Here is a 22650-nt window from a genome sequence, read left to right as displayed (position 1 = left end):
GGTTGTCGGTTTACTCTCGGGATCAGGCGGCGTGCACAACCGGGTTCGGTTGAGACAGCCCTTCCAGCTCGCCGGGGGCGAAGTTGTCCACCTGAATGGCCTCGTAGCGCAGGGCATCGGCTGCCAGCAGCTTGTCCGCCTCCTCCTTGCCGAGGATGGACTGGGACAGGGCCGCGGCCACCAGCTCCGGCAGGGCCATCTTGCGGGGCAGTTTGCCCTCTTTCTGGGCCTGTACCAGCTTCTTCTCGATGGGCTGCACCGCCACCATAGCCTGGAAGGCACGCTCCATCAGACCCACCGGATCAGCGTCATCCTTGCCCACGTAGCAGAGTGCAGTCAGACGGTCGCGGAACTCGCCCGGGGTCATCATGGCCAGACAGATGGCGTGGCAACGCTCGTCTGCCGGCATCTTGTAGCCCACGCCGAACGGGAAGACCACGCGTTTGAGTACTGCACCCACCACCTTGTTCGGGAAGTTCTGGAAGAAGCCCTCGAACGCCTTGCCGATGAGATAGAGGTTGCGCTCCACCGCGTACTGCACGAACGGCAGATCCGAGACCATGCGGCCCTGATCCTCGTAGTGCTTGAGGGTGGCGGAGGCCAGGTAGAGGTGGCTCAGCACGTCGCCCAGACGGGCGGAGATCATCTCCTTACGCTTTAGATCGCCACCCAGCATCAGCATGGAGACGTCGGCGCACAGGGCCAGCCCTTTACTCATGCGAGAAAGCTGCTTGTAGTAGCGGGCGGTTTCGCCAGCCACAGGGGCATTGTTGAACTGACCCAGGGTCAGCCCCTGGAACAGGGCGCCGAAGAAGTTGCCGGTACCGAAGGCGATGTGCTTCATCAGCAGGGCATCAAACTTCTCGAGGCCACGCTCCACATCGGTGTCAGCGGCGGCTTCCAGCTCGGCAAACACATAAGGATGGCAACGGGTGGCCCCCTGCCCGAAGATCATCAGGTTGCGGGTCAGTATGTTGGCCCCTTCCACCGTGATGGCCACCGGAATGCCCATGTAGGCGTAGCCGGTGTAGTTTTTCGGACCGAGCTGGATGGCGCGACCGGCGTGGATGTCCATGGAGTCATCCATGATCTGGCGCGCCATTTCGGTCATGTGGTACTTGGAAATTGCGGTGACAATGGCCGGGGCTTGACCCAAGTCCAGGGAACCGGCCGTCATGCGACGGGCCCCTTCCAGCTGATAGGTGAGGCCGCCGATGCGGGCCAGCGCTTCCTGCACCCCTTCAAACTTGCCGATGGACATGCCGAACTGTTTGCGCACGTAGGAGTAGGCGCCCACGGTGCGGCTCGCCATGTGACCGCAAGCGGTGCCGAGGGCAGGCAGCGAGATGCCGCGACCGGCGGAGAGGCATTCGACCAGCATGCGCCAGCCGCGGCCGGCGTAATCCGGGCCACCGATGATCCAGTCGAGCGGAATGAACACATCCTTGCCGAAGGTCGGGCCGTTCAGGAACGCCAGCCCCATGGGGTAGTGGCGATCACCGACCCGCACGCCCGGGTGGCTGGTGGGGATGAGGGCGCAGGTGATGCCGAGCTCTTCCTTGTCACCCAGCAGCTTCTCCGGGTCATAGAGCTTGAACGCCAGCCCCAGCACTGTGGCGCGCGGCGCCAGGGTGATGTAGCGCTTGTTCCAGTTGAGGCGAATGCCCAGCACCTCTTCACCCTTGTGCATCCCCTTGCAGACGATCCCCTTGTCAGGGATGGCGCCCGCATCGGAACCCGCTTCCGGCCCGGTCAGGGCGAAGCAGGGCACTTCCTTGCCGTTGGCCAGCCCCGGCAGCCAGAAGTCCTTCTGGGCCTGGGTACCGTAGTGCATCAGCAGCTCGCCCGGGCCAAGGGAGTTCGGCACCATGACGGTGACCGCCACGCTCAGGCTCTTGGTGGCAATGCGGGTGACTATGGTGGAGTTGGCAATCGCCGAGAACTCGCGACCGCCATAGGATTTCGGAATGATCAGGGAGAAGAAGCCTTCCTTCTTCAGATAGTCCCAGACCGGCTCTGGCAGGTCTTTGGTTTCGTTGACGATCTTGAAGTCGTCCACCATGGCGAGCAGGGTCTCGACCTGATTGTCGATGAAGGCCTGCTCCTCGGCGCTCAGTTCGGCCTTGCCGTAACCGTGCAGTTTCTTCCAGTCCGGGTTGCCGCGAAACAGCTCGCCATCCCACCAGACGGAGCCGGCTTCCATGGCCTCCCGCTCGGTGGCCGACAAGGGCGGCAGTATCTTCTTGAAGATGCCGAACACAGGACGGGTCACCACCTTTTTACGGATGGCGGGCACGCCGAGTACCACGGCTATCGCCAGCACCAGCAGGACAAGCAATGTGATCATACCGAAGTTCCTTCTATTTCACTGTTTCCGTTGATTATTGTTAGGTGTTACACGGCCAGGGAGAGCCTGGTCGACTCCACGGGCGCCCCGACACCGGACGCCAGATAAGGAATAACGTTGCGCACCAGCCCTTCCACATCGAGCTGCTGGCCAAAATCGGCCTGGGCGATGTCACGCAGGGCATCGGCGGAAGCCATGGTGAACACCACTGTGCCCAGGGTGAAGTGCAGGCGCCAGAAGAGATCCGCCGGTGACAGGGCCGGGTTGGCCTTGGAAATCGCCTGGGTGATCCCGTGCAGGGTCGCCCCGTAGTGGGTGGTGATGAAGCGACGCAGGTGGCCCTGGCTGTCGATGTAGCCGCGCCCCAGCAACTGCATGAAGAGCGCCGGGCCGTTGGCCCGCACCGCCACCAGCTTCATCAGGGGCTCGACGAAACTTTCGAACACCTGCAGCAGGGTCAGCTGCTCCTGGGCCATCAAGGTCTGCAGGCGAGCATCCAGCTCAGGCATGAAGATACTCAGGTAGCGATCGAGCACCGCCTGGATCAGCTCCTTTTTGGAGCCGAAGTGATAGTTGACCGAGGCCAGGTTCACATCGGCCTCGCTGGTGATCAGACGCAACGAGGTATCGGCGAATCCCCGCTCGGCAAACAGCACCTCGGCGGCATCGAGAATACGGTTTTTGGTATCGATTTTACTCACTGGACACCTCACTTAAACGAATGTTTAAAAAGTACGTTTCACGCCCAGTCATGTCAAGAGAATGTGAACAGGTGTTGGCGAAATGTTTTCAACCAAAAAAGCGGGAACAAGATGGGAACTTAGCGGCCAGGCAGGACTCTATATCTATGCCACTGCAATTAAACATTAAGTCTCGCCCAACTTGCGCCATGCTAGTTGGGCATTTTTTTATCCGGATGGCGGCGAGAATTGCGGGCGAAAAAAAACCGTCGCAGGGGCGACGGTGGGGAAAAGTGAGTCGAATCATCCAGTTTCGACTCATCGATGAGAGTTCAGGCTTGCATCGATGGGGCTATGCTCGCAGACAAAGATGGTCAGACTTTGTCAGTCATGGCGTAATTTGTGACAAAGTATGGCAGGCCGCCACATGGCCCGACTCCGCCAATCTTGCTATGCTGGCGCCTCATGCCAGAGGGGAGAAAAGATGAAGTACCAGGTCGATACCCACACGCACACCGTCGCCAGCACCCACGCCTACAGCACCATTCACGATTACCTGCCCATTGCCAAGGCCAAGGGGATCAAGCTCTTTGCCACCACGGATCACGGTCCCGACATGGCCGATGCGCCCCACTTCTGGCATTTCGTCAATCTGCACGTCCTGCCACGGGTGGTGGACGGGGTCGGCATACTGCGCGGCATCGAGGCCAACATCAAGAACATAGACGGCGAAATAGACTTCCCCGAACGCTACGAGTCGCGCCTCGACATGATCATGGCCGGCTTTCATGAGCCCGTGTTCCCCCCCTGCGATCAGGCAACCCATACCCAGGCCATGATCAACGCCATCCGAAGCGGCCGGGTCGACATGATAAGCCACCCGGGCAACCCCGCCTTCCCCATCGACATCCAGGCCGTGGTCAGGGCTGCCGCCGAGTACAGGGTGGCGCTGGAGATCAACAACTCCTCCTTCAGTCACTCCCGTCCGGGCAGTGAAGGCAACTGCCGCGCCATCGTCGAGGCGGCGAGGGATCTGGGTGCCTACCTCACCTTCGGCTCAGACTCCCACGTGGCCTTCAGCCTGGGGGATTTTGACCACTGCCACCGGCTGGTGACAGAGGCAGGCTTCCCCGAGGAGCGGATCCTGGCTCGCACCCCCCGTGCCCTGCTCACGTTTCTCGAGAGCCGTGGCCGCGCCCACATTCCGGAATTTGTCGATCTCTGAGGTGCGCCCGTAACTCCATGAGCAGGCTCATAAAAACAGTCCTGGCTCATTGACTTGCCAGCACATTTTCGGGAATCTAGGGACAAGCCGGTGTAGCTCAGTTGGTAGAGCAGCGCATTCGTAATGCGAAGGTCGCAGGTTCGACTCCTGTTTCCGGCACCAGGTAAAACAAAGGGTTAGCTTCGTTCAGACGCTAACCCTTTGTGCTTTTTGTGATGTGGGCCCCCGCTAGGGCCCCTGATTGTCCCCGCGAGCACCCAGCCTATTTCTTTCATATACCGGCGATGTCCGGATCTTCCATTCTGCCCCTGACACCCCAGCCGGGAGGCTGAGCAGTCAAGGTGTGAGCCCAGGCGAATGGCCCCAAGATGGCGGCACCTGGCCGGGCTTTGGCCGCTCGGGTGCGTCTTATTGCACGGCATAGATCTGGTCGAACACCCCGCCCTCCTTGAAGTGGGTGCTCTGGATAACAGGCCACTCGCCAAAGGTCTTCACCACGTTGAGGAAGGTGGCGTTCGGGAAGCGGTCGGCAAATTCGGCGAGGATAGCCGGGCTTCGCGGACGCAGGTAGTTGTTGGCGGCGATGCGCTGGCCTTCGTCAGACCACAGGTAGGTCAGGTAGGCCTCGGCCTCCTTGCGGGTGCCCTGCTTGTCGACCACCTTGTCGACGACCGCCACCGGGAGCTCGGCCACGGCGGTGACGCTCGGGTAGACCACCTCGAAGCTGCCGCGGCCGAACTCGCGGGCTATCATCTCGGCTTCGTTCTCGAAGGTGACCAGCACGTCGCCTATGCGGTTCTGGATGAAGGTGGTGGTGGCCGCGCGGCCACCGGTGTCGAGCACGGGGACTTGCTTGAACAGCTTGCCGACGAACGCCCTGGCCGCCTTCTCATCGCCCCCCTGCTCCAGTGCATAGCCCCAGGCCGACAGGTAGGTGTAGCGGCCGTTCCCCGAGGTCTTGGGGTTGGGCACTATCACCTGCACCCCCTCCTTGAGCAGATCAGGCCAGTCCTTCAGCCCCTTGGGGTTGCCCTTGCGCACGATGAACACCGTGGCCGAGGTGAAGGGCGCGCTGTTGTCCGGCAGGCGGGCCGCCCACTCTTTCGGGACCAGGCCGCCATGCTCGGCCAGGGCATTGATGTCGGTGGCCATGTTCATGGTGATGACATCGGCGGGCAGGCCGTCGATGACTGCCCGCGCCTGCTTGCTCGAGCCGCCGTGGGACATATTGATCTGCAGCGGCTCGCCGCCTTCCGCCTGCCAGTGTTTCTGGAAGGCGGCGTTGTAGTCCTTGTAGAAGTCGCGCATCACGTCGTAAGAGGCGTTGAGCAGGGTGGCGGCCTGGGCCAGCGGGGCCAGGGCCAGTCCTGCGGCGAGCAGGGTGGCGGGCAGGAGTCGTTTCATTGCACGTCCTTGGAATGAGAGTCGAGTGACCAACTATAAGAGCCACCCATTTATTCTTTGAAAGAATAATTAGTGTGCAGCTTATGCGATTAATGGCATCCCTCGGCCGGACTCAGCGAACGAGCCGGATGCCGGCTGCGAGTCGGTCGCCGGTTTTCTCTGGCCGGTGATGACGGTAAGGGCTGGTGCACATCCTAGAAGGCGCTTGTGCAGGCTTGCTCCCGGTCTGGGCGGGTTTCTCCCCGCAACCAGGCTGGGCTTTGCATGATCAATCGCACCTAAAAAAACAGGGCGAACCAGATGGTTCGCCCTGTGGCTGTCACGTTGTCAGCGAGAGAGACTAGCCCTGCCCTTCAAAGGCCACCGGGGCCTCCTTGGGTGCCTGCCAGCCGCCACCGACCGCCTTGTAGAGGGCGACCTGGTTGCTGAGCTGGGCTAGGCGGGTGCTGATCAGCCCCTGTCTGGCGCTGAACAGGGAGCGCTGGGCATCCAGCCTCGTCAGATAGCTGTCCACCCCTTGCTCGTAGCGGAACTCCGCCAGCTTGAAGTAGGTCTGGTTGGCATCCACCAGATCCTGCTGGGCCTGCAGCTGCTGCTGGTAGTCCGCCTGGGCGCCGAGGGTATCCGCGACCTCCTTGAAGGCGGTCTGGATGCTCTTCTCGTAGCTCGCCACCGCCTGCTTGGTGCCGACCTCGGCCACGTCCAAATCAGCCACCCGCTTGCCACCGTCGAAGATGGGCAGGTTTATCTGGGGCATGAAGGTCCAGGTGCCGGTGCCGCCGTCAAACAACCCGCTCAGCTGGTTGCTGGCGGTGCCCGCCGTCGCGGTGAGCGAGATGGTCGGGAAGAAGGCGGCACGGGCCGCGCCTATATTGGCGTTGGCCGCCTTCAGGCTGTGCTCCGCCGCCAGTATGTCTGGCCGCTGTTGCAGCAGGCTGGAAGGGGCCCCCACCGGGATGGCCGCCAGTTGCACCTCGGCCAGGGTCGCCGGTTGCCCCTCCAGCACCGGCACTTCTGTGCCGAGCAGCAGGGCCAGACCGTTTCTGTCCTGTTTCACCTGACGCTGGTATTGCGCCTGGCTGACCCGGGCGTTCTCAAGGGCCGTGCGCCCCTGCGCCAACTCCATCTCGGAGGCCGCCCCCAACCGGTACTTGTGCTGGGTCAGGGCATAGCTCTCCTGCTCGGTCGCCAGCGTCGCCTGGCTCAGCGCCAGCAGCTCCTGATCCGCCAGCAGGGTGAGGTAGGCATTCGCCACCGAGGCGATCAGCGCTATCTGGGTGCTGCGCTGGGTCTCGATTTGCGCCAGGTAGTTCTCCAGCGCCTGATCTTTCAGGCTCTGGATCCGGCCAAACAAGTCCAGCTCATAGGCGGTGATGCCGATGTCGGCGCCGTACTGGCTGCTGATGCCCCCCTGCCCCGTACTGCTGAGATCGTCGGATCCCTGCTGACGGGTGCCTGAGCCGCTGGCGGCCAGGGTCGGCAACTGGGCCGCCCGCTGGATCCGGTATCTGGCCTCATAGGCCTCGACGTTGAGGGCCGCGAGCCGCAGATCCCGGTTGTTCTCAAGGGCGGTGTCGATCAGCTTTTGCAGCGCCGGATCGAGGAACTGTTGCTGCCAGGGCGCCAGCGCCCCCTGGGTGGCGAGGTTCTCTTGCCAGGAGGCGCCTTGCGGCACCTCAGGGCGTTGGTAATCGGGGGCCATGGAGCAGGCCCCCAGCAGCAGCGTCACACTCAGGGCGACCAGGGTCTTAGTCATGTTGGGTCTCCTTGGTCAGCGCGGCGCGCTCCTCGACTGAACTCTGCTTGGTGAAGTAACGCATCACCAGCACGAAGAAGAGCGGCACGAAGAAGATGGCGAGCACTGTGGCCGTGATCATCCCCCCCATGACGCCGGTGCCGATGGCGTTGCGGCTGCTGGCGCCGGCACCAGTGCTTATCACCAGCGGCAAGACGCCGAGGATGAAGGCGAGGGAGGTCATCAGGATCGGACGCAGACGCTGGCGGGAGGCTTCCACCACCGCATCGCCGAGCTTCATCCCCTTGTCATGGAGCTCCTTGGCGAACTCCACGATCAGGATGGCGTTCTTGGCCGAGAGCCCGATAGTGGTGAGCAGGCCCACCTGGAAGTAGACGTCATTCTCCAGGCCCCGCAGGGTGGCCGCCAGTATGGCGCCCAGCACCCCGAGCGGCACCACCAGCATGACAGAGAACGGAATGCTCCAGCTCTCGTAGAGCGCCGCCAGACAGAGGAAGACCACCAGCAGCGAGATGGCGTAGAGCGCCGGCGCCTGGGAGCCTGCCTGACGCTCCTGGAAGGAGAGCCCCGTCCACTCGATGCCGATACCTTCCGGCAGCTGTTTCACCATCTGCTCTATGGCCGCCATGGCGTCACCCGTACTCTTGCCCGGGGCCGCTTCACCGACTATCTCCATGGCGGAGACGCCGTTGTAGCGCTCCAGACGAGGCGAGCCGAAGCTCCACTCTGTGCTGGCGAAGGCGGAGAAGGGCACCATCTGGCCCGCGCTGTTACGCACGTACCACAGCTTCAGATCCTCCGGGTTCATCCGGAAGGGGGCATCCGCCTGCAGATAGACCTTCTTGACCCGGCCTCTGTCGACGAAGTCGTTCACGTAAGAAGAGCCCCAGGCCGCCGACAACGTGTTGTTGATGTCGCTGATGGAGAGCCCCTGGGCCAGCGCCTTCTCGTAATCTATCTTGATGTCGAGCTGGGGGGTGTCTTCCATCCCGTTCGGGCGTACCCGCACCAGGTTGGGATCCTGCGCCGCCATGCCGAGCAGCTGGTTACGGGCCTGCATCAGCTTCTCGTGCCCCAGACCACCGCGGTCCTGCAGGAAGAAGTCGAAGCCGGTGGCCGTGCCGAGCTCAGGAATGGGAGGCAGGTTGAAGGCGAACACCTGGGCCTCCTTGATGCTGAACAGATAGCCCATGGCGCGGCCTATGATGGCATTGGCACTGCGCTCCTCGCCTTTACGCTCGCTCCAGTCCTTCAACTTGATGAAGGCCATGCCGCTGTTCTGGCCGCTACCGGCGAAGCTGAAGCCCGCCACCGTCAGCACCGAATCGACGTTGTCCTTCTCGTTCTTGAGGAAGTAGTCGCGCATGTCGGCCAGCACCACCTCGGTACGCTCCTTGGTGGCCCCCACCGGCAGCTGCACCATGGACATGATGACCCCCTGATCCTCTTCCGGCAGGAAGGAGGTGGGCAGGCGCATGAAGAGCACCGCCAGCACCGCCAGCATGGCCAGATAGATGATGCTGTAACGGGTCCCCTGCTTGATCACCTTGCGCACGCCGTTCTGGTAACGGTTGGCATTGGTGTCGAAGAAGCGGTTGAACCAGCCGAAGAAGCCGCGCTGGGCACCGAACTCCCCGTGTTTCATGGGTTTGAGCAGGGTGGCACAGAGCGCCGGGGTCAGGATCAGGGCCACCAGCACAGAGAGCACCATGGCCGAGACTATGGTGAGGGAGAACTGGCGATAGATGGCGCCGGTCGAGCCGCCGAAGAAGGCCATGGGCACGAATACCGCCGACAGCACCAGGGCTATGCCCACCAGGGCGCCGGTGATCTGGGTCATGGACTTGCGGGTCGCTTCAAGCGGGGAGAGCCCCTCCTCGCTCATCAGCCGCTCCACGTTCTCCACCACGACGATGGCGTCATCCACCAGCAAGCCGATGGCGAGTACCAGACCGAACATGGTCAGGGTGTTGATGGAGAAGCCGAAGGCCGCCATGACCCCGAAGGTACCGAGCAGCACCACGGGCACCGCTATGGTCGGGATCAGGGTCGCCCGGAAGTTCTGCAGGAACAGATACATGACGCAGAACACCAGGAAGATGGCCTCGATCAGCGTCTGCACCACCTCCTCGATGGAGATCTTCACAAAGGGCGTGGTGTCGTAGGGGTAGACGATCTTCATGTTGGCCGGGAAGTAGCCCGACAGCTCATCGAGCTTGCCGCGCACCTCGTCCGCGGTATCCAGGGCATTGGCCCCGGTGGCCAGCTTGATCGCCAGCGCCGCCGTGGCCTGACCGTTGTAGAGGGCGGAGGCATCGTAGCTTTCGCCGGCGAGCTCGACCCGGGCTACGTCCTTGAGCAGCACCTTGGAGCCATCCTGGTTCACCCGCAGCAGTATGTTGTTGAACTCCTCCGGGGTGGAGAGACGGGTCTGCCCCATGATGGTGGCGGTGAACTGCTGATCGTTCACCGCAGGGGTGCCCCCCAGCTTGCCGAAGGCCACCTGGGCGTTCTGGGCCTGGATGGCGGCCTGCACGTCTCCCGGGGTCATCTGTACCCGGTTGAGCTTGTGGGGATCCAGCCAGACACGCATGGAGTACTGGCTGCCGAACAATGTGATGTCACCCACCCCATCCAGCCGGCTCAGGGGCTCCTTGATGTTGGAGACCACGTAATCGGCGAGATCGTCGTTGGTCATGCTGCCATCGGTGGAGATGAAGGCGGCCACCATCAGGAAGCTGCTGGAGGTCTTCTGAACCCGCACACCCTGCTGCTGCACCTCTTGCGGCAGGAGCGACATGGCCTGCTGCAACTTGTTCTGCACCTGCACCTGGGCGATGTCGGGATCCGTGCCCGGCTTGAAGGTGAGGGTCACGCTGACGTTACCGGAAGAATCCGACTGGGCAGACATGTAGAGCAGGTGATCCAGCCCCGTCATGTTCTGCTCGATGATCTGGGTCACCGAGTCTTCCACCGTCTTGGCGGACGCCCCCGGGTAGCTGGCGGAAATGCCGACGGCCGGCGGGGCTATGGTCGGGTACTGGGCGACCGGCAGGCCTATGATGGCCATGGCCCCGGCCAGCATGATCACCAGGGCAATCACCCAGGCGAAAATGGGTCTGTCTATGAAAAATCGTGCCATGAGGCGACTACTCCATCCTACTGCTTGGTGACCTGGGTCTGATCGGCTTGTGCTGTCGTGGTGTTGCTGGCGCGCTCAGCGGGCGCCACCAGGGCACCGGGTTTGACCTTCTGCAGACCAGCCACTATCACCTTCTCGCCGGCCTTGAGGCCGGACTCCACCACCCAGCTGTCGCCAACCACGCGGCTGAGCTGCACTTCCCGCAGCTCGACCTTGTTGTCCGCGGTCACCACCATGACGGTGGCGCCGCCTTTGGGCGTGCGGGTCACGGCGGTCTGCGGCACCAGCAAGCCTTGCGGGCGCTCGCCCTCTTGCAGGGTGGCGCGCATGAACATGCCGGGCAGCAGCAGATCATGGGGATTCGGGACCAGGACCCGCAGGGTCACCATGCCGGTGGTCTCGTCCACTGTCACGTCGGAGAACTGCAATGAGCCCTCTTCGCTGTACTGGCTGCCATCTTCCAGCTGGAAGCGCACCTTGGCGCCCTTGCTCTCGTCCTGGACGAGCTTGCCGGCAGCGACCTGGCGCTTGAGGCGCAGCAGATCGGCGGTGGACTGGCGCACGTCCACATACATGGGATCGAGCTGCGAGATGGAGGTGAGGCTGTCGGCCTGCTGGGCGGTGACCAGAGCACCCTCGGTCACCGCAGACTTGCCGATGCGGCCGCTGATGGGGGCGGTGATCTTGGTATAGGCCAGGTTGATGTTGGCGCTCTGCAGGGCGGCCTTGGCGGCCCCGATCTCGGCAACCTGCTGTTTCCAGGCTGCGTCGGCGTCGTCATACTCCTGACGGCTGATGGCTTTCACCTTCACCAGCTCGGCATAACGCTGGGCCTTGAGACGGGCGCTCTGCTCGTTGGCCTGTGCCTTGGCCAGGTTCGCCTTGGCGCTGGCGACGGCGGCCTGATAGACGGCGGGATCGATCTGGTACAGCAACTGGCCGGCCTTGACGTCGCTGCCTTCGGTGAACAGGCGCTTGAGGATGATGCCATTCACCTGGGGACGCACCTCGGCCACCCGCAGGGGGGCGGTGCGGCCGGTGAGCTCGGACATGAGTTGCAGCGGTGCGGCATGGAGAGTGACCACGTCCACGGCGGCAGGCGGCATCTCGCCCGCCCCTTGCCCGGCCTCGCTCTTGTCGCCACAACCAGCCAGCAGGCCGCTTGCCAACAAGGCAAGGCCCACCGAACGTGCGAGAATGTGTTTATGCATGGAGTTTCTGAGCCTCTGTTTCAAACAAAAAAAACCACAAAACCACAGGGTTTATAGGGCCCCTGTTGGTAAAACTGCGAAGATGAGGCAATATACATACATTCATAAATGTATGTAAGTAACTTTTTCCCCTTTTAACAGGTACAGATCCGATGGCCAGAAGAACCAAAGAAGAAGCGCAGCAGACCCGCTGCCACATCATGAGCACGGCCCTGAATCTGTTCTGCCAACAGGGATTGGCGAAGACCAACCTGACCGACATCGCCAAGGCGGCAGACCTGACCCGGGGGGCCATCTATTGGCACTTCAAGAACAAGGAGGAGCTGTTCGTCACCCTGTGGGAGGAGCTGTGCGCCCCCCTCTCCCACCAGCTCGATGCCTGTGTGGATGAGCAGGAGCCGGATCCCCTCGGCAAGCTGCGCCTCTTCCTCAAGGAGGTGATATGCAAGATCAGCACAGAACCCGCCCACCAGCAGATGTTCACCATCATGTTCAATCTGGAGTCGCTGGAAGGAGAGGCCATCTCCCTGCGGGATCACATGCGTCAGCAATCCATCAACTTCTTCCGGGATCTGGAGATCACCCTGGGCAACGCAGTACGCCTCGGCCACCTGCCCCAAGGGCTGGATCTGCGCCGCGCCACCACGCTGCTGCACTGCACCCTGGATGGCTACATCATCAACTGGCTGCACTTCCCGGAGCGCATCAACCTTGTTCAGGAGGCCGACTTCCTGCTCGACACCCTGTTCGGCCTGCTAGCCAACCCCTCTCCCTCGCTTCTGCGCCGTCCATGATGACGCTGGTTGCACGCAGGGCCGGGGAGGATCCTCAGCAGATCTGAACAGAGCGGGGCAAATTTGCTAGAGTAGCCGCCCACCTTAGAGACGAGCCCTATGCCACTGTCACTCTCACCCGCCCAAGGCACCCAAGGTGCTGTCCTTCAGGCGCCCCGCCCCGCCCTCATCGGCCAGGCCCACTCCCCCTTCCTGGCCCACTTGCAGCCGGGTGCTCACCTGCTGGAAGCCGGCTGCGGCGCGGGGGAGGATCTGCACCATTTTCGGGAGCTGGGGTTCATGGTCACCGCCTTCGATGCCAGCCTGAGTCAGGCCAGCGCCGCCTCGCGCCTGTGCGGCCAACCGGTGCGGGTCTGCCGCTTCGAGCAGATGCACAACGTGCTGCCCTATGACGGCATCTGGGCCAGCGGCTCGCTGCCCTGCCTGACCGAGGAGGAGCTGGCCCCTGCCCTGATGCACCTCGCCGGCCTGCTCAAACCCCAGGGGCCCCTCTACTGCTCCTTCCCCTATGGCAAGAGTGAACCCGGCAGCTCCTTGCCCCCCTCACAGGAGGAATATCCGCTGCTGACCCGGCTCGATGAGGCCCGGTTGACGCAGCTGATCGCCCCCCTGCCGTTTGAGTTGCACCAGAGCTGGTGCAGCCAGGATGCGGTACACGGCCGCTGGCTCCATGCCCTGCTGATCCGCGACCCCAATACCGCCACAATTAATCAATATCGCGGCCGTCGATCCAGACAGGGTGCCCGACGTGATTCAGCATCCAGGTAACAATATTTAACTCTGAGTTAACCAGGTGATGGCAGACAAGATGCGGCATTTGTGTTAAAAAGCGGCATTAAAATCAAGATTAAATAACAAAACAGACACCAACACCTGGATTCCCCATGAAACTCGTCCTCAATCTGATTGCCGGCATCCTCGCCGGTCTCCTGCTCGGCCTCTACGCCCCGGAATGGGTCGCACGGGTGCTGTTCACGGCCAAGACAGTGATAGGTCAGCTGATCACCTTCACCATTCCGCTCATCATCCTGTTCTTCATCATGAGCGGCATCGCCAGCCTGCCGAAGAACTCCGGCAAGCTGCTCGGCAAGACGGTGGCCCTCTCCTACTGCTCCACCATACTGGCGGGCCTGTTCGCCTTCACGGTGGCGAGCCAGCTGATCCCGCAGCTGACCACGGCAGCCGAGCCCACGGCGCAAGCCGCCATCAAGCTCAGCTCCTACATCAATCTCGAGATACCGCCGCTGTTCGGGGTGATGTCGGCCCTGGCCGCCGCCTTCGTGTTCGGCATCGGCATCAGCGCTACCCAGGCCACCGACCTGCGCCGGGTCGCCGATCAGGGCCGTGACATCATAGACCGCCTGCTGGCCCGCGTGATCATCCCGCTGCTGCCCTTCTACATCGCCGGCGTCTTCGTCGAGATGACGGTGGAAGGCACAGTGTTCGCCACCCTCAAGACCTTCGGCGTGGTGCTGGTGATGGCCATCGTCATGCACTGGCTCTGGCTCTCCGTGCTCTTCATCGGCACCGGGCTGGCGCTGGGCCGCTCCCCCGCCATGCTCATCAAGAACATGCTGCCCGCCTACTTCACCGCGCTCGGCACCATGTCCAGCGCCGCCACCATCCCGGTGGCCCTGCAGGCGAGCAAGAACAACGGCGTGAGCGACGGCATCGCCAACTTCACCGTGCCCCTGTGCGCCACCATTCATCTGTGCGGCTCCACCATCACCCTGGTAACCTGCGCCACCGCTGTGATGTTCCTCTCCGAGCACCTGGCCATCCCGGGTTATGGCACCATGCTGCCCTTCATCATGATGCTCGGCGTCATCATGATTGCTGCGCCGGGTGCCCCCGGCGGCGGCGTCATGTCGGCGCTCGGCCTGCTCACCTCCATGCTCGGCTTCGGGGAAGCCTCCATCGCCCTGATGATCGCCCTCTACCTGGCCCAGGACAGCTTTGGCACCGCCTGCAACGTCACCGGTGACGGCGTCATCGCCCTCTGGGCCGATCGCTTCGCCCAGGGCGAAGAGACCCTGGCCGCCCCACAGCGGGACGCCGCCTGAGGGCCTGCGCCGCAATAAAAAAAACGGGAGCTACTGGCTCCCGTTTTTGTTGATGGACTGCCTGTGATGGAAGGCTCAGCCCCGGCGACGGATAACCCCCTCCTGCGCTGTGCTCGCCACCAGCACGCCGTCACGGGTGAAGAACTGACCGCGTACCAGACCACGGCCGCCGCTGGCGCTCGGGCTGTCCACCACATAGAGCAGCCAGTCATCCAGCCGGAACTCCCGGTGGAACCACATGGAGTGATCTATGGTCGCTACCTGCATGTCCGGCTCCCAGTAGGAGACCCCGTGGGGCTGCAGGGCGGTCAACAGGAAGTTGAAATCAGAGGCATAGGCCAGCAGGTAGTTGTGCACCCGCTGGTCATCCGGTATCTGCCCATTGGCCTTGAACCAGACGTGACGCAGGGGCGCCTCTATCGCCGGACGGATGGGGTCAACCAGGGTCACCGGGCGGATTTCGATGGGCTGCTCGCAGAGGATCTTGTCGCGCAGGGTGGCCGGGATCAGCTGCTCGTAGGGACGCACCAGCTCCAGCTCGCTCTTGAGCAGTTCAGGCGGGGTGATCCCCACCGGCATTTGGGCCTGATGCTCGAAGCCGCTGGCCTCCACCTGAAACGAGGCATTGAGGTAGAAGATGGGCTTGCCGCCCTGAATGGCCTTGACCCGGCGGGTGGAGACTGTCTGACCGTCGCGGATATTCTCAACGTCATAAACGATGGGACGAGTCACATCCCCGGGGCGCAGGAAGTAGGAGTGGAAGCTGTGGACCTGGCGATCGGCGGCCACCGTCTGCTTGGCGGCTGACAAGGCCTGCCCCATTACCTGTCCGCCAAACACGGCCCGCAGACCGAGATCCTGGCTCTGGCCCCGAAACAGGCCCTCCTCTATTTTCTCCAGCGCCAGCAGTGCCAGCAGCTCATCCAGTACCTTGCTCATTCTTATCTCCTGTATTCAGTGCGGGAAAGGCTAACAAGCCCGCCCCGCCAGGGCAACCTTGCTGACGCCCATTCTCCCGCAGCCACCCTTTTCCGACCTCCTCCTTCAAAAGGGGGGAGGAGAATCGCCACAAACAAAAAGCCCGCACCAGAGGGTGCGGGCTTTTGCCTTGCCCGGGCCGACCACGTCATGCCACAGGCATCGGCTTACTTGCTGCCGGTGCCGGAGTTGCGGGTCGAGGCTTGCGGCTTGCGACGGGCAGTGGTGCTGCGAGCGCGCGGCTCCTTGCCCTGCATATCCTTGTGGCGCTTGACGGCGCGACGGATCTGGGCGGCCTGCTTGTGGCGGGTGCTCTTGCCATCCTGCTGCAGGTCGACCTTGGACTCGGTCTCGTTGGGCAGGTTGACCAGACCGCGCAGGTAGTTCACCTCGGGCAGTTTGAGCTCCTGCCAGCCACCGCGGGGGATGCCGCGATCCAGGGTGACGTCGCCGTAGCGGATGCGCATCAGGCGGCTCACCTGCACTTCCTGGGATTCCCACAGGCGGCGCACTTCACGGTTGCGACCCTCGGTCAGGGTGACGTTGAACCACTGGTTCAGCCCTTCACCGCCGGCCGGCTTTATCTTGTTGAACCTGGCCATGCCGTCTTCCAGCTGCACGCCCTTGCGCAGGCGCTGCAGCATGGCTTCGGTGATCTCGCCAAAGACGCGCACCGCGTATTCCCGCTCCACTTCGTGGCTCGGGTGCATCAGCCGGTTGGCCAGCTCGCCGTCTGTGGTGAACAGCAAGAGGCCGGAGGTGTTGACGTCGAGGCGGCCGACCGCAATCCAGCGGGCCCCGTCCATCTTGGGCAGACGATCAAACACGGTGGGACGACCTTCCGGATCGTGGCGGGTACACATCTCCCCTTCGGGCTTGTGATACGCCAGCACGCGGCAGATCTGCTCCTCGGCCGCACGGGTCTTGACCTGGTGACCATCCACCCGGATCACGGCGTTCACTTCGACGCGATCCCCCAGCATGGCGACCTTGCCATCCACGCTGACCCGACCTGCGGTGATCAGGGCCTCCATCTCACGACGGGAGCCTTGACCCGCGCGGGCCAATACTTTTTGCAGTTTTTCACTCATCGGGTTTACCTGATTGTTGATCGCTGCCCGCTGACATAGCGGACAACATTGACTCCTGTGACGCGCCCTCTGGGCATCGCCACCACGTTAATGCGCAAGACGGCCTGCCGCTTATTGACCGTCGCTCCCCTCGCCCAGCATGACCGGCAAGGGGGAGTGCAGTTCAGGATCCAGCTCGGGGAGCTGCTCCAGACTCTGCAAATTGAAATAGTCCAGAAATTCTCGGGTGGTGGCGAGCAGCTCGGGGCGACCCACCACCTCCTTGTGACCTATGCTGCGCACCCAGCCGCGCTCTTTCAGGGTATTGATGATCTGGCTCGATACCGCCACCCCGCGGATGGCTTCTATCTCGGCCCGGGTGATGGGCTGACGATAGGCAATCAGGGTCAGCGTCTCCAACACGGCGCGCGAATAGCGGGGCGCCCGTTCGCTCCACAGGCGCGACAGCTCCTCGGCATACTCCTGGCGGGCCTGGAAGCGCCAGCCGGAGGCGACCTCCTTGAGCTCCACCCCCCGCTCGCTGTAGTCCTGCCTGAGCTCCGCCAGCAGCAGCTGCACATAGCGGCTGGTCACCGGATAATCCGCCAGTACGCTGCTTTTCAGCTCGCTGACATTGAGCGGACGACCGGCCACGAACAGCGCCGCCTCGATCAGGGTTTTTAAGCGTTCAGCAGGCAGCGCCATCACGCATCCCTCCCTGAATCCGGGTCTTGAGTCGTTCAGCGGGCAGCGCCACGGTTGCCCTCCCCGTCCGGACTGCCCGGAGCGAACCGCCACTCAGTGTACCTGCTCATGCTCTCCCCCTTCCCCCTGGCTCGCCAGGGCAAAATGGATCGGCCCCAGCGGCTCGGCCTGCAGGATCCAGATAAGCTGCTCCTTGCACAGCTCCAGCAAGGCCAGAAAGGTCACCAGTACCCCCATGCGCCCCTCTTCGGCCCGTAGCACCTGCTCCAGCCGCAGGGTCTGGCCCAAGGAGAGCATGGCGAGGATCTCCGCCATCCGCACCCGGGTCGGGATCTGCTCGCGGCGGATCTGGTGATGTTCAAAATGAGTCGCGCGTTTTACCACACTTTGCATGTAAAGGGCGAGCTCAACCAGCGAAACATCGGGGGTCAGCGGCTTCAAGGCGCCAAAATCCGGTGGCAGGGCGGTGGCGATAAAGATCTCCCGCTCCAGCCTCGGCAAGGCGTTGACCCGCTCCGCGCCCAGCTTGTAGCGCTCGTACTCCTGCAGCCGGCGAATGAGGGTGACGCGAGGGTCTTCTCCCTCCTCCTCGTCTTCCAGCTCCGGGGCCTTGGGCAGCAGCAGACGGGATTTTATCTCCGCGAGCCAGGCCGCCATCAGCAGGTATTCCGCCGCCAGCTCCAGATTGAGCCCCTGCATCAGCTCCACGTACTCCATGTACTGGGCGGTGATCTGCAGGATAGGCAGGTTCAGGATGTCGAGCTGCTGACGCCGGATGAGGTAGAGCAGCAGATCCAGCGGCCCCTCGAAGGTGTCGAGGAACACCTCGAGCGCATCGGGCGGAATAAACAGATCCTGGGGCAGCTCATGGTAGGGCTGCCCCAGCACTTTGGCGATGGGCGAGGGGGCCATAGGCGGGGGAAGCAGGCCCTCCCCCGTCGCACCCGGCGAGATCATCGCCTCGGGTACGGGCTCGGCATTATCACTCAAACGGCGTCGGATCCCCGGCACCGCGGCGGCGCAACACGGGCTCGTCGTCGGAGAAGTCCACCACAGTGGTGGGCTGCTCGCCCAGATAGCCACCGTTGACCACCAGATCCAGCTGCTTGCCGAGCTTGTCGGCGATCTCTTCGGGATCGAACTCCGCCATCTCGGAGCCCGGCAGGATCAGGGTGGTGGAGAGCAGCGGCTCACCCAGGGCCTCCAGCAGGGCCAGCGCTATGTTGTTGGCGGGCACCCGGATGCCGATGGTCTTCTTCTTCTCGTTCATGAGGCGGCGCGGCACCTCCTTGGTGGCCTTGAAGATGAAGGTGTAGGGGCCTGGGGTGTTGTTCTTCACCAGCCGGAAGGCGGTGTTGTCCACCTTGGCGTAGGTGGAGATCTCGGAGAGATCCCGGCACACCAGGGTGAAGTCGTGGTTCGGATCGATGCGGCGGATGCGGCAGATGCGCTCCAGCGCGTCCTTGTTGCCCATCTGGCAGCCCAGGGCATAGCCGGAGTCGGTGGGATAGACGATGACGCCGCCGTTTTGCAGTATCTGCACCGCCTGACCGATGAGGCGAACCTGGGGATTATCCGGATGTACGTAAAAATGCTGACTCATATGCTCTTCTCGCGATAGGGGCACACCGGGTGCCCACTTCATGGTCACGGGCCGCCTGGCCCATGACACTACCTTAACCTGTTTGGCACAGACTCGCCCGTACCAAAGACGCGATCCGACCGGATCGGCCTCCTCCTGTCAGCGGCTGGCCAACAGGCTGGCATGCTGCTCCTGGCTGAGCCCGAAGTGATCGGGGTGGCCGAGCCAGAGTGGCATGCCCTCCTTGGGCAGCCACAGATGGCGGCCCAGCTCGGTCCAGTTGGAGGGGAAATGAAAATCCGATCCCACCGAGATATAGAGGTCGTGATCCTTGGCCCACTGGCCGAGGTTGGCCCGCTCCTGGGGGCTCTGCTGGGGCAGGGAGACCTCCATGGCATCGCCACCGGCCGCCTTGAAGGCCACCAGCAGCCGCTTGATCCACTTGGCGGTGAGGCTGTAGCGGCTGGGGTGGGCCAGCACCGCCAGCCCGCCCGCGGCGTGAATGGCGGTGATGGCCTCACCCATCTCGGGCCACTCGGCGGGCACATAACCCTTGTTGCCCCGGCTCAGGTACTTCTTGAATACCTTTTGCATGTTGTCGGCCACCCCGCGCGCCACCAGCACCCGGGCAAAATGGGCCCGGGTCACGGCGGCATCGCCGGCCAGGGCCTTGGCCTCTTCATAGGTGCCCGGGATCTGGCACTTCTCCAGACGACGCCCTATTTCCAGGGCACGCGCCTCGCGGCGGGCCCGCTGACCGGCCAGGAAAGCGACCAGCTGCGGATTTTTTTCATCCACCCCGAGCGCCACTATGTGGATCTCGTGGTGCTCCCAACCGCTGGAGATCTCGACCCCGCTCACCAGTCGCAGCGGCAACTGCTCGGCGTTGATCGTTGCGCGGACTTCATCAAGCCCGTCAAGGGTATCGTGGTCAGTGACCGCTAACACTTCCACCCCTTTCTCGGCGGCGCGGCGCACCAGATCGGCGGGGCTCAGCACGCCATCCGAGGCCGTGGTATGACAGTGAAGATCGAATCTCATCGGCTTGTTTCGCTCTCATCAGGGGGCCTGCTTGGGAAAAAGAAGGCAAAAAAGCGACTTGACTTGGCCGCGGCTTTATCGTTTTCTGTAGGCACTTCATTGCAAACATCTTTTTACAGGACTCTATCATGCAAACGACTTCCATCCTGACCATCTGGTGGTGGCACACTCCCTGACATGCGGGCGTGTGGTCGTTGCTGTACCTGTAATCTGACAGCAAATTAAGAACCCAAAGAAAAAGCCCGCTGACCCCAGCGGGCTTTTTTATTATCCGGCAAATGGACCTGTGATGAAACCGACAATTCAGACAAGTGCACTGACATGGCGATGGCGAACTCGCTGACGTGACGAAAACCCAATCCCAATTCGAGAGAAACGCCATGACCATCGGTTACACACAACACATGCAAGGGAAGGCATTATGACAGGCAACAAGACCCGGTTACCCCTGGGCGAATTCGATACCATCAGGCTCAATGCCCCTTATGTGACAGATCCCCTGGCGCTCTACACCCGGCTCTGCCAGCACAACCCCAACAACCTGCTGCTGGAATCGGTGGAGATAGACTCCAAGGCCGGCACCCAGAGCCTGCTGCTGGTGGATGCCTGCCTGCGCATCGAGTGCCGTGGCCGCACTGTGCGGGTCCGCGCCCTCACCCGCAACGGCATCCAGTTGCAGCGCCTGCTCGAGCAGCGCCTACCCGCCATAATCACCCAGACCCGGGTGGCGGACGAGCTGCAGCTCGACTTCCCGGCCTCCGACCGCACCCTTGACGAAGACAGCCGCCTCAAGGGCAGCAGCGTGCTGGACGTGCTGCGCACCCTGCAACAGGAGCTGCAGTGCCAGCAGGGTAAAGAGGCCCTCTTCATGGGAGGCAGCTTCGCCTACGACCTCATCGCCTCCTTTGAAGACCTGCCCGAGGTGCCGGAAGGGAGCAACGACTGCCCCGACTACTGCTTCTATGTGGCCGAGACCCTGATCACCATAGATCACATCAAGCAGAGCACGGCGCTGCTGGCCTGCCTCTTTGGCGGCGAGCAGGACGAGAGCCAGCTCGATGAGCGTTACGCACAGCTGACTGCGCGCCTCGAGGCGTTCAAGCAGGCCTGCCAGCAGCCACAACCGGTGGCGCAGGGCGCCAAGCCCCTCACCGGCAACCTCCATATCGACAAGAGCGACAAGCAGTTCTGCGCCGAAGTGGAGAAGCTCAAGGGCTTTATCCGCCGCGGCGACATCTTCCAGGTGGTGCCGTCCCGCAGCTTCTCCCTGCCCTGCCCCGACCCGCTGGCCGCCTATCGCCGCCTCAAGCAGACCAACCCCAGCCCCTACATGTTCTATGTGCAGGATGAGGGCTTCACCCTGTTTGGCGCCTCCCCGGAGAGCGCGGTCAAGTTCTGCGCCGCCAGCCGCCAGGTGGAGATGTATCCCATCGCCGGTACCCGCCGCCGCGGCCTCAACCCCGATGGCAGCATCAATCTGGATCTGGACGGTCGCATCGAGCTCGAACTGCGCCAGGACGAGAAAGAGGTGGCAGAGCACCTGATGCTGGTGGATCTGGGTCGCAACGACATCGCCCGCATCTCCGAGCCCGGCACCCGCTACGTGAAGGATCTGCTGAAAGTGGATCGCTACAGCCACGTGATGCACCTGGTCTCCCGGGTGGTGGGCCGACTTCGCTCGGATCTCGATGCCCTGCACGCCTATCAGGCCTGCATGAACATGGGCACCCTGACCGGCGCCCCCAAGCTGCGGGCCAGCGAGCTTATCCGCATGGTGGAAGGCAAGCGCCGCGGCAGCTACGGCGGCGCCGTGGGCTACCTCAACGGCGCGGGGGAGATGGACACCTGCATCGTCATCCGCTCCGCCTTCGTGAAAGCGGGTCTGGCCCATGTCCAGGCCGGTGCCGGCGTGGTCTATGACTCCAAGCCCCAGGCCGAAGCGGACGAGACCCGTGCCAAGGCGGCCGCCGTGCTGGCCGCCATCGCCGCCAGCCATGGCACCTCCCTGCAAGCCCTGAGCGCCCAGCAGGAGCAACATAAGGACGTGAGCCATGACTAACATCTTCCTGCTCGATAACTTCGACTCTTTCACCTACAACCTCGTTGACCAGTTCCGCACCCTGGGCTATCCGGTACGCATCTACCGCAACAGCCTGCCGGCGACCCGCATCATGCAGGAGATAGAAGCCTGTGACGGCGATGCTGTGCTGGTGCTCTCCCCGGGACCGGGCGCCCCCCATGAGGCCGGTTGCCTCATCGATCTCATCAAGCTGGCCCGCGGCCGGGTGCCCATCCTCGGCATCTGCCTCGGTCATCAGGCCCTGTGCGAAGCCTACGGCGGCACCGTCGGGGCTGCCGGAGAGATAGTCCACGGCAAGCGATCCCTGATTGAGCACAACGGCCACGGCGCCTTCGCGGGGCTGCAAAGCCCCTTGCCGGTGGCCCGCTATCACTCCCTGGTGGCGACCTATGTACCGGAAGAGCTGCAGGTGATTGCCCACTATCAGGGCATGCCCATGGCCATAGAGCAACGGGACGAGCGGGTGCTGGGCTTCCAGTTCCACCCGGAATCCATCATGACCTCGGAAGGGGCCCGCCTGCTGACCCAGGCCCTCGCCCACATCACCCGTCCAGAAAGCCACGTGCGGTAAG

18 protein-coding genes and 1 tRNA gene are annotated in these 22650 nt (G+C 62.9%); 7 read left to right on the top strand and 12 right to left on the bottom strand.

The genetic code is table 11. The features are described from left to right. Nucleotides 1-22 precede the first annotated feature (22 nt). Both ACFWHB_RS07020 and ACFWHB_RS07015 read right to left on the bottom strand, forming a co-directional pair. A complete protein-coding gene (locus ACFWHB_RS07020; protein WP_139744456.1) occupies nt 23-2347 on the bottom strand; it encodes an acyl-CoA dehydrogenase in 2325 nt (774 codons plus the stop codon). A gap of 47 nt (nt 2348-2394) precedes the next feature. After that, entirely contained in the window at nt 2395-3048 is a 654-nt protein-coding gene (locus ACFWHB_RS07015) for a TetR/AcrR family transcriptional regulator (protein ID WP_139744455.1), read from the bottom strand. Between the two features lie 463 nt (nt 3049-3511). Here ACFWHB_RS07015 and ACFWHB_RS07010 point away from each other — a divergent pair, with 463 nt between their 5' ends. Further along, nucleotides 3512-4252, top strand: a complete 741-nt coding sequence (locus ACFWHB_RS07010) for a phosphatase (protein WP_139744454.1) — start codon at nt 3512-3514, stop codon at nt 4250-4252. Between the two features lie 86 nt (nt 4253-4338). Beyond that, nucleotides 4339-4414, top strand: a tRNA-Thr gene (locus tag ACFWHB_RS07005). A gap of 246 nt (nt 4415-4660) precedes the next feature. On the opposite strand, the gene ACFWHB_RS07000 is transcribed toward ACFWHB_RS07005, so the two are convergent. From ACFWHB_RS07000 to ACFWHB_RS06985, 4 genes are all read right to left on the bottom strand, one after another. Beyond that, entirely contained in the window at nt 4661-5656 is a 996-nt protein-coding gene (locus ACFWHB_RS07000; protein WP_395949772.1) for a sulfate ABC transporter substrate-binding protein, read from the bottom strand. A 340-nt stretch (nt 5657-5996) separates the two neighbouring features. Next, complete coding sequence (locus ACFWHB_RS06995; protein WP_395949771.1) at nt 5997-7412, bottom strand: efflux transporter outer membrane subunit; 1416 nt, start codon at nt 7410-7412, stop codon at nt 5997-5999. Then, nucleotides 7405-10554: an efflux RND transporter permease subunit gene (locus ACFWHB_RS06990; protein ID WP_103244562.1), complete on the bottom strand. Its 3150-nt coding sequence runs from the start codon at nt 10552-10554 to the stop codon at nt 7405-7407. The genes ACFWHB_RS06995 and ACFWHB_RS06990 overlap by 8 nt, the downstream gene beginning before the upstream one ends. A gap of 17 nt (nt 10555-10571) precedes the next feature. Continuing rightward, nucleotides 10572-11765, bottom strand: a complete 1194-nt coding sequence (locus ACFWHB_RS06985; RefSeq protein ID WP_395949770.1) for an efflux RND transporter periplasmic adaptor subunit — start codon at nt 11763-11765, stop codon at nt 10572-10574. A gap of 152 nt (nt 11766-11917) precedes the next feature. Between ACFWHB_RS06985 and ACFWHB_RS06980 the strand changes: the two genes are divergently transcribed. The 3 genes from ACFWHB_RS06980 (at nt 11918) to ACFWHB_RS06970 (ending at nt 14622) form a co-directional block, all read left to right on the top strand. Beyond that, nucleotides 11918-12559 (top strand): TetR family transcriptional regulator, encoded by a 642-nt coding sequence (locus ACFWHB_RS06980; RefSeq protein WP_059168626.1) that lies wholly within the window; start codon nt 11918-11920, stop codon nt 12557-12559. Between the two features lie 99 nt (nt 12560-12658). Next, nucleotides 12659-13327 carry a class I SAM-dependent methyltransferase gene (locus ACFWHB_RS06975; protein ID WP_395949769.1) on the top strand — a complete coding sequence of 223 codons (669 nt, stop codon included), beginning with the start codon at nt 12659-12661 and terminating at the stop codon, nt 13325-13327. Nucleotides 13328-13443: 116 nt separating this feature from the next. After that, nucleotides 13444-14622, top strand: a complete 1179-nt coding sequence (locus ACFWHB_RS06970; RefSeq protein ID WP_025327613.1) for a dicarboxylate/amino acid:cation symporter — start codon at nt 13444-13446, stop codon at nt 14620-14622. A gap of 75 nt (nt 14623-14697) precedes the next feature. Here the strand turns inward: ACFWHB_RS06970 and tesB are convergent, their stop codons facing one another. The 6 genes from tesB to ACFWHB_RS06940 form a co-directional block, all read right to left on the bottom strand. Then, complete coding sequence (gene tesB, locus ACFWHB_RS06965; protein WP_103244559.1) at nt 14698-15561, bottom strand: acyl-CoA thioesterase II; 864 nt, start codon at nt 15559-15561, stop codon at nt 14698-14700. Nucleotides 15562-15767: 206 nt separating this feature from the next. After that, the gene (gene rluB, locus ACFWHB_RS06960; RefSeq protein ID WP_103244558.1) at nt 15768-16691 is read right to left on the bottom strand and encodes a 23S rRNA pseudouridine(2605) synthase RluB; all 924 of its coding nucleotides are present in this window, start codon (nt 16689-16691) and stop codon (nt 15768-15770) included. A 111-nt stretch (nt 16692-16802) separates the two neighbouring features. Continuing rightward, nucleotides 16803-17375 (bottom strand): SMC-Scp complex subunit ScpB, encoded by a 573-nt coding sequence (scpB, locus tag ACFWHB_RS06955; protein ID WP_025327615.1) that lies wholly within the window; start codon nt 17373-17375, stop codon nt 16803-16805. A gap of 93 nt (nt 17376-17468) precedes the next feature. Beyond that, nucleotides 17469-18365 (bottom strand): segregation and condensation protein A, encoded by an 897-nt coding sequence (locus ACFWHB_RS06950; RefSeq protein ID WP_395949768.1) that lies wholly within the window; start codon nt 18363-18365, stop codon nt 17469-17471. Next, on the bottom strand, nt 18358-18978 hold the full coding sequence (locus ACFWHB_RS06945) for an L-threonylcarbamoyladenylate synthase (protein WP_103244556.1): 621 nt from the start codon (nt 18976-18978) through the stop codon (nt 18358-18360). The genes ACFWHB_RS06950 and ACFWHB_RS06945 overlap by 8 nt, the downstream gene beginning before the upstream one ends. 138 nt (nt 18979-19116) lie before the next feature. After that, nucleotides 19117-19998, bottom strand: coding sequence for an RNase RNM (locus tag ACFWHB_RS06940; protein ID WP_394294450.1), 882 nt, complete (start codon nt 19996-19998; stop codon nt 19117-19119). Between the two features lie 421 nt (nt 19999-20419). Here ACFWHB_RS06940 and ACFWHB_RS06935 point away from each other — a divergent pair, with 421 nt between their 5' ends. Both ACFWHB_RS06935 and ACFWHB_RS06930 read left to right on the top strand, forming a co-directional pair. Continuing rightward, a complete protein-coding gene (locus ACFWHB_RS06935) occupies nt 20420-22057 on the top strand; it encodes an anthranilate synthase component 1 (RefSeq protein ID WP_395949767.1) in 1638 nt (545 codons plus the stop codon). Continuing rightward, nucleotides 22050-22649 (top strand): aminodeoxychorismate/anthranilate synthase component II, encoded by a 600-nt coding sequence (locus ACFWHB_RS06930; RefSeq protein ID WP_262110879.1) that lies wholly within the window; start codon nt 22050-22052, stop codon nt 22647-22649. The genes ACFWHB_RS06935 and ACFWHB_RS06930 overlap by 8 nt, the downstream gene beginning before the upstream one ends. Nucleotide 22650: the final 1 nt, after the last annotated feature.

Source organism: Aeromonas mytilicola subsp. aquatica, assembly GCF_044336385.1.
In the GTDB taxonomy this organism is placed as follows: Bacteria; Pseudomonadota; Gammaproteobacteria; order Enterobacterales; family Aeromonadaceae; genus Aeromonas; species Aeromonas rivipollensis.
Note: the sequence above shows the minus strand (reverse complement) of the source record. Positions and strands in the feature narration are given on the sequence as shown.

Coding starts and splice junctions, on each gene's coding strand:
- ACFWHB_RS07000 (WP_395949772.1), bottom strand. CDS start 5,656: ATGAAACGACTCCTGCCCGCCACCCTGCTCGCCGCAGGACTGGCCCTG.
- ACFWHB_RS06975 (WP_395949769.1), top strand. CDS start 12,659: ATGCCACTGTCACTCTCACCCGCCCAAGGCACCCAAGGTGCTGTCCTT.
- ACFWHB_RS06940 (WP_394294450.1), bottom strand. CDS start 19,998: ATGAGATTCGATCTTCACTGTCATACCACGGCCTCGGATGGCGTGCTG.
- ACFWHB_RS06945 (WP_103244556.1), bottom strand. CDS start 18,978: ATGAGTCAGCATTTTTACGTACATCCGGATAATCCCCAGGTTCGCCTC.
- ACFWHB_RS07010 (WP_139744454.1), top strand. CDS start 3,512: ATGAAGTACCAGGTCGATACCCACACGCACACCGTCGCCAGCACCCAC.
- ACFWHB_RS06935 (WP_395949767.1), top strand. CDS start 20,420: ATGACAGGCAACAAGACCCGGTTACCCCTGGGCGAATTCGATACCATC.
- scpB (WP_025327615.1), bottom strand. CDS start 17,375: ATGGCGCTGCCTGCTGAACGCTTAAAAACCCTGATCGAGGCGGCGCTG.
- ACFWHB_RS06990 (WP_103244562.1), bottom strand. CDS start 10,554: ATGGCACGATTTTTCATAGACAGACCCATTTTCGCCTGGGTGATTGCC.
- ACFWHB_RS06980 (WP_059168626.1), top strand. CDS start 11,918: ATGGCCAGAAGAACCAAAGAAGAAGCGCAGCAGACCCGCTGCCACATC.
- ACFWHB_RS06995 (WP_395949771.1), bottom strand. CDS start 7,412: ATGACTAAGACCCTGGTCGCCCTGAGTGTGACGCTGCTGCTGGGGGCC.
- tesB (WP_103244559.1), bottom strand. CDS start 15,561: ATGAGCAAGGTACTGGATGAGCTGCTGGCACTGCTGGCGCTGGAGAAA.
- ACFWHB_RS06970 (WP_025327613.1), top strand. CDS start 13,444: ATGAAACTCGTCCTCAATCTGATTGCCGGCATCCTCGCCGGTCTCCTG.
- ACFWHB_RS06930 (WP_262110879.1), top strand. CDS start 22,050: ATGACTAACATCTTCCTGCTCGATAACTTCGACTCTTTCACCTACAAC.
- ACFWHB_RS07020 (WP_139744456.1), bottom strand. CDS start 2,347: ATGATCACATTGCTTGTCCTGCTGGTGCTGGCGATAGCCGTGGTACTC.
- rluB (WP_103244558.1), bottom strand. CDS start 16,691: ATGAGTGAAAAACTGCAAAAAGTATTGGCCCGCGCGGGTCAAGGCTCC.
- ACFWHB_RS06985 (WP_395949770.1), bottom strand. CDS start 11,765: ATGCATAAACACATTCTCGCACGTTCGGTGGGCCTTGCCTTGTTGGCA.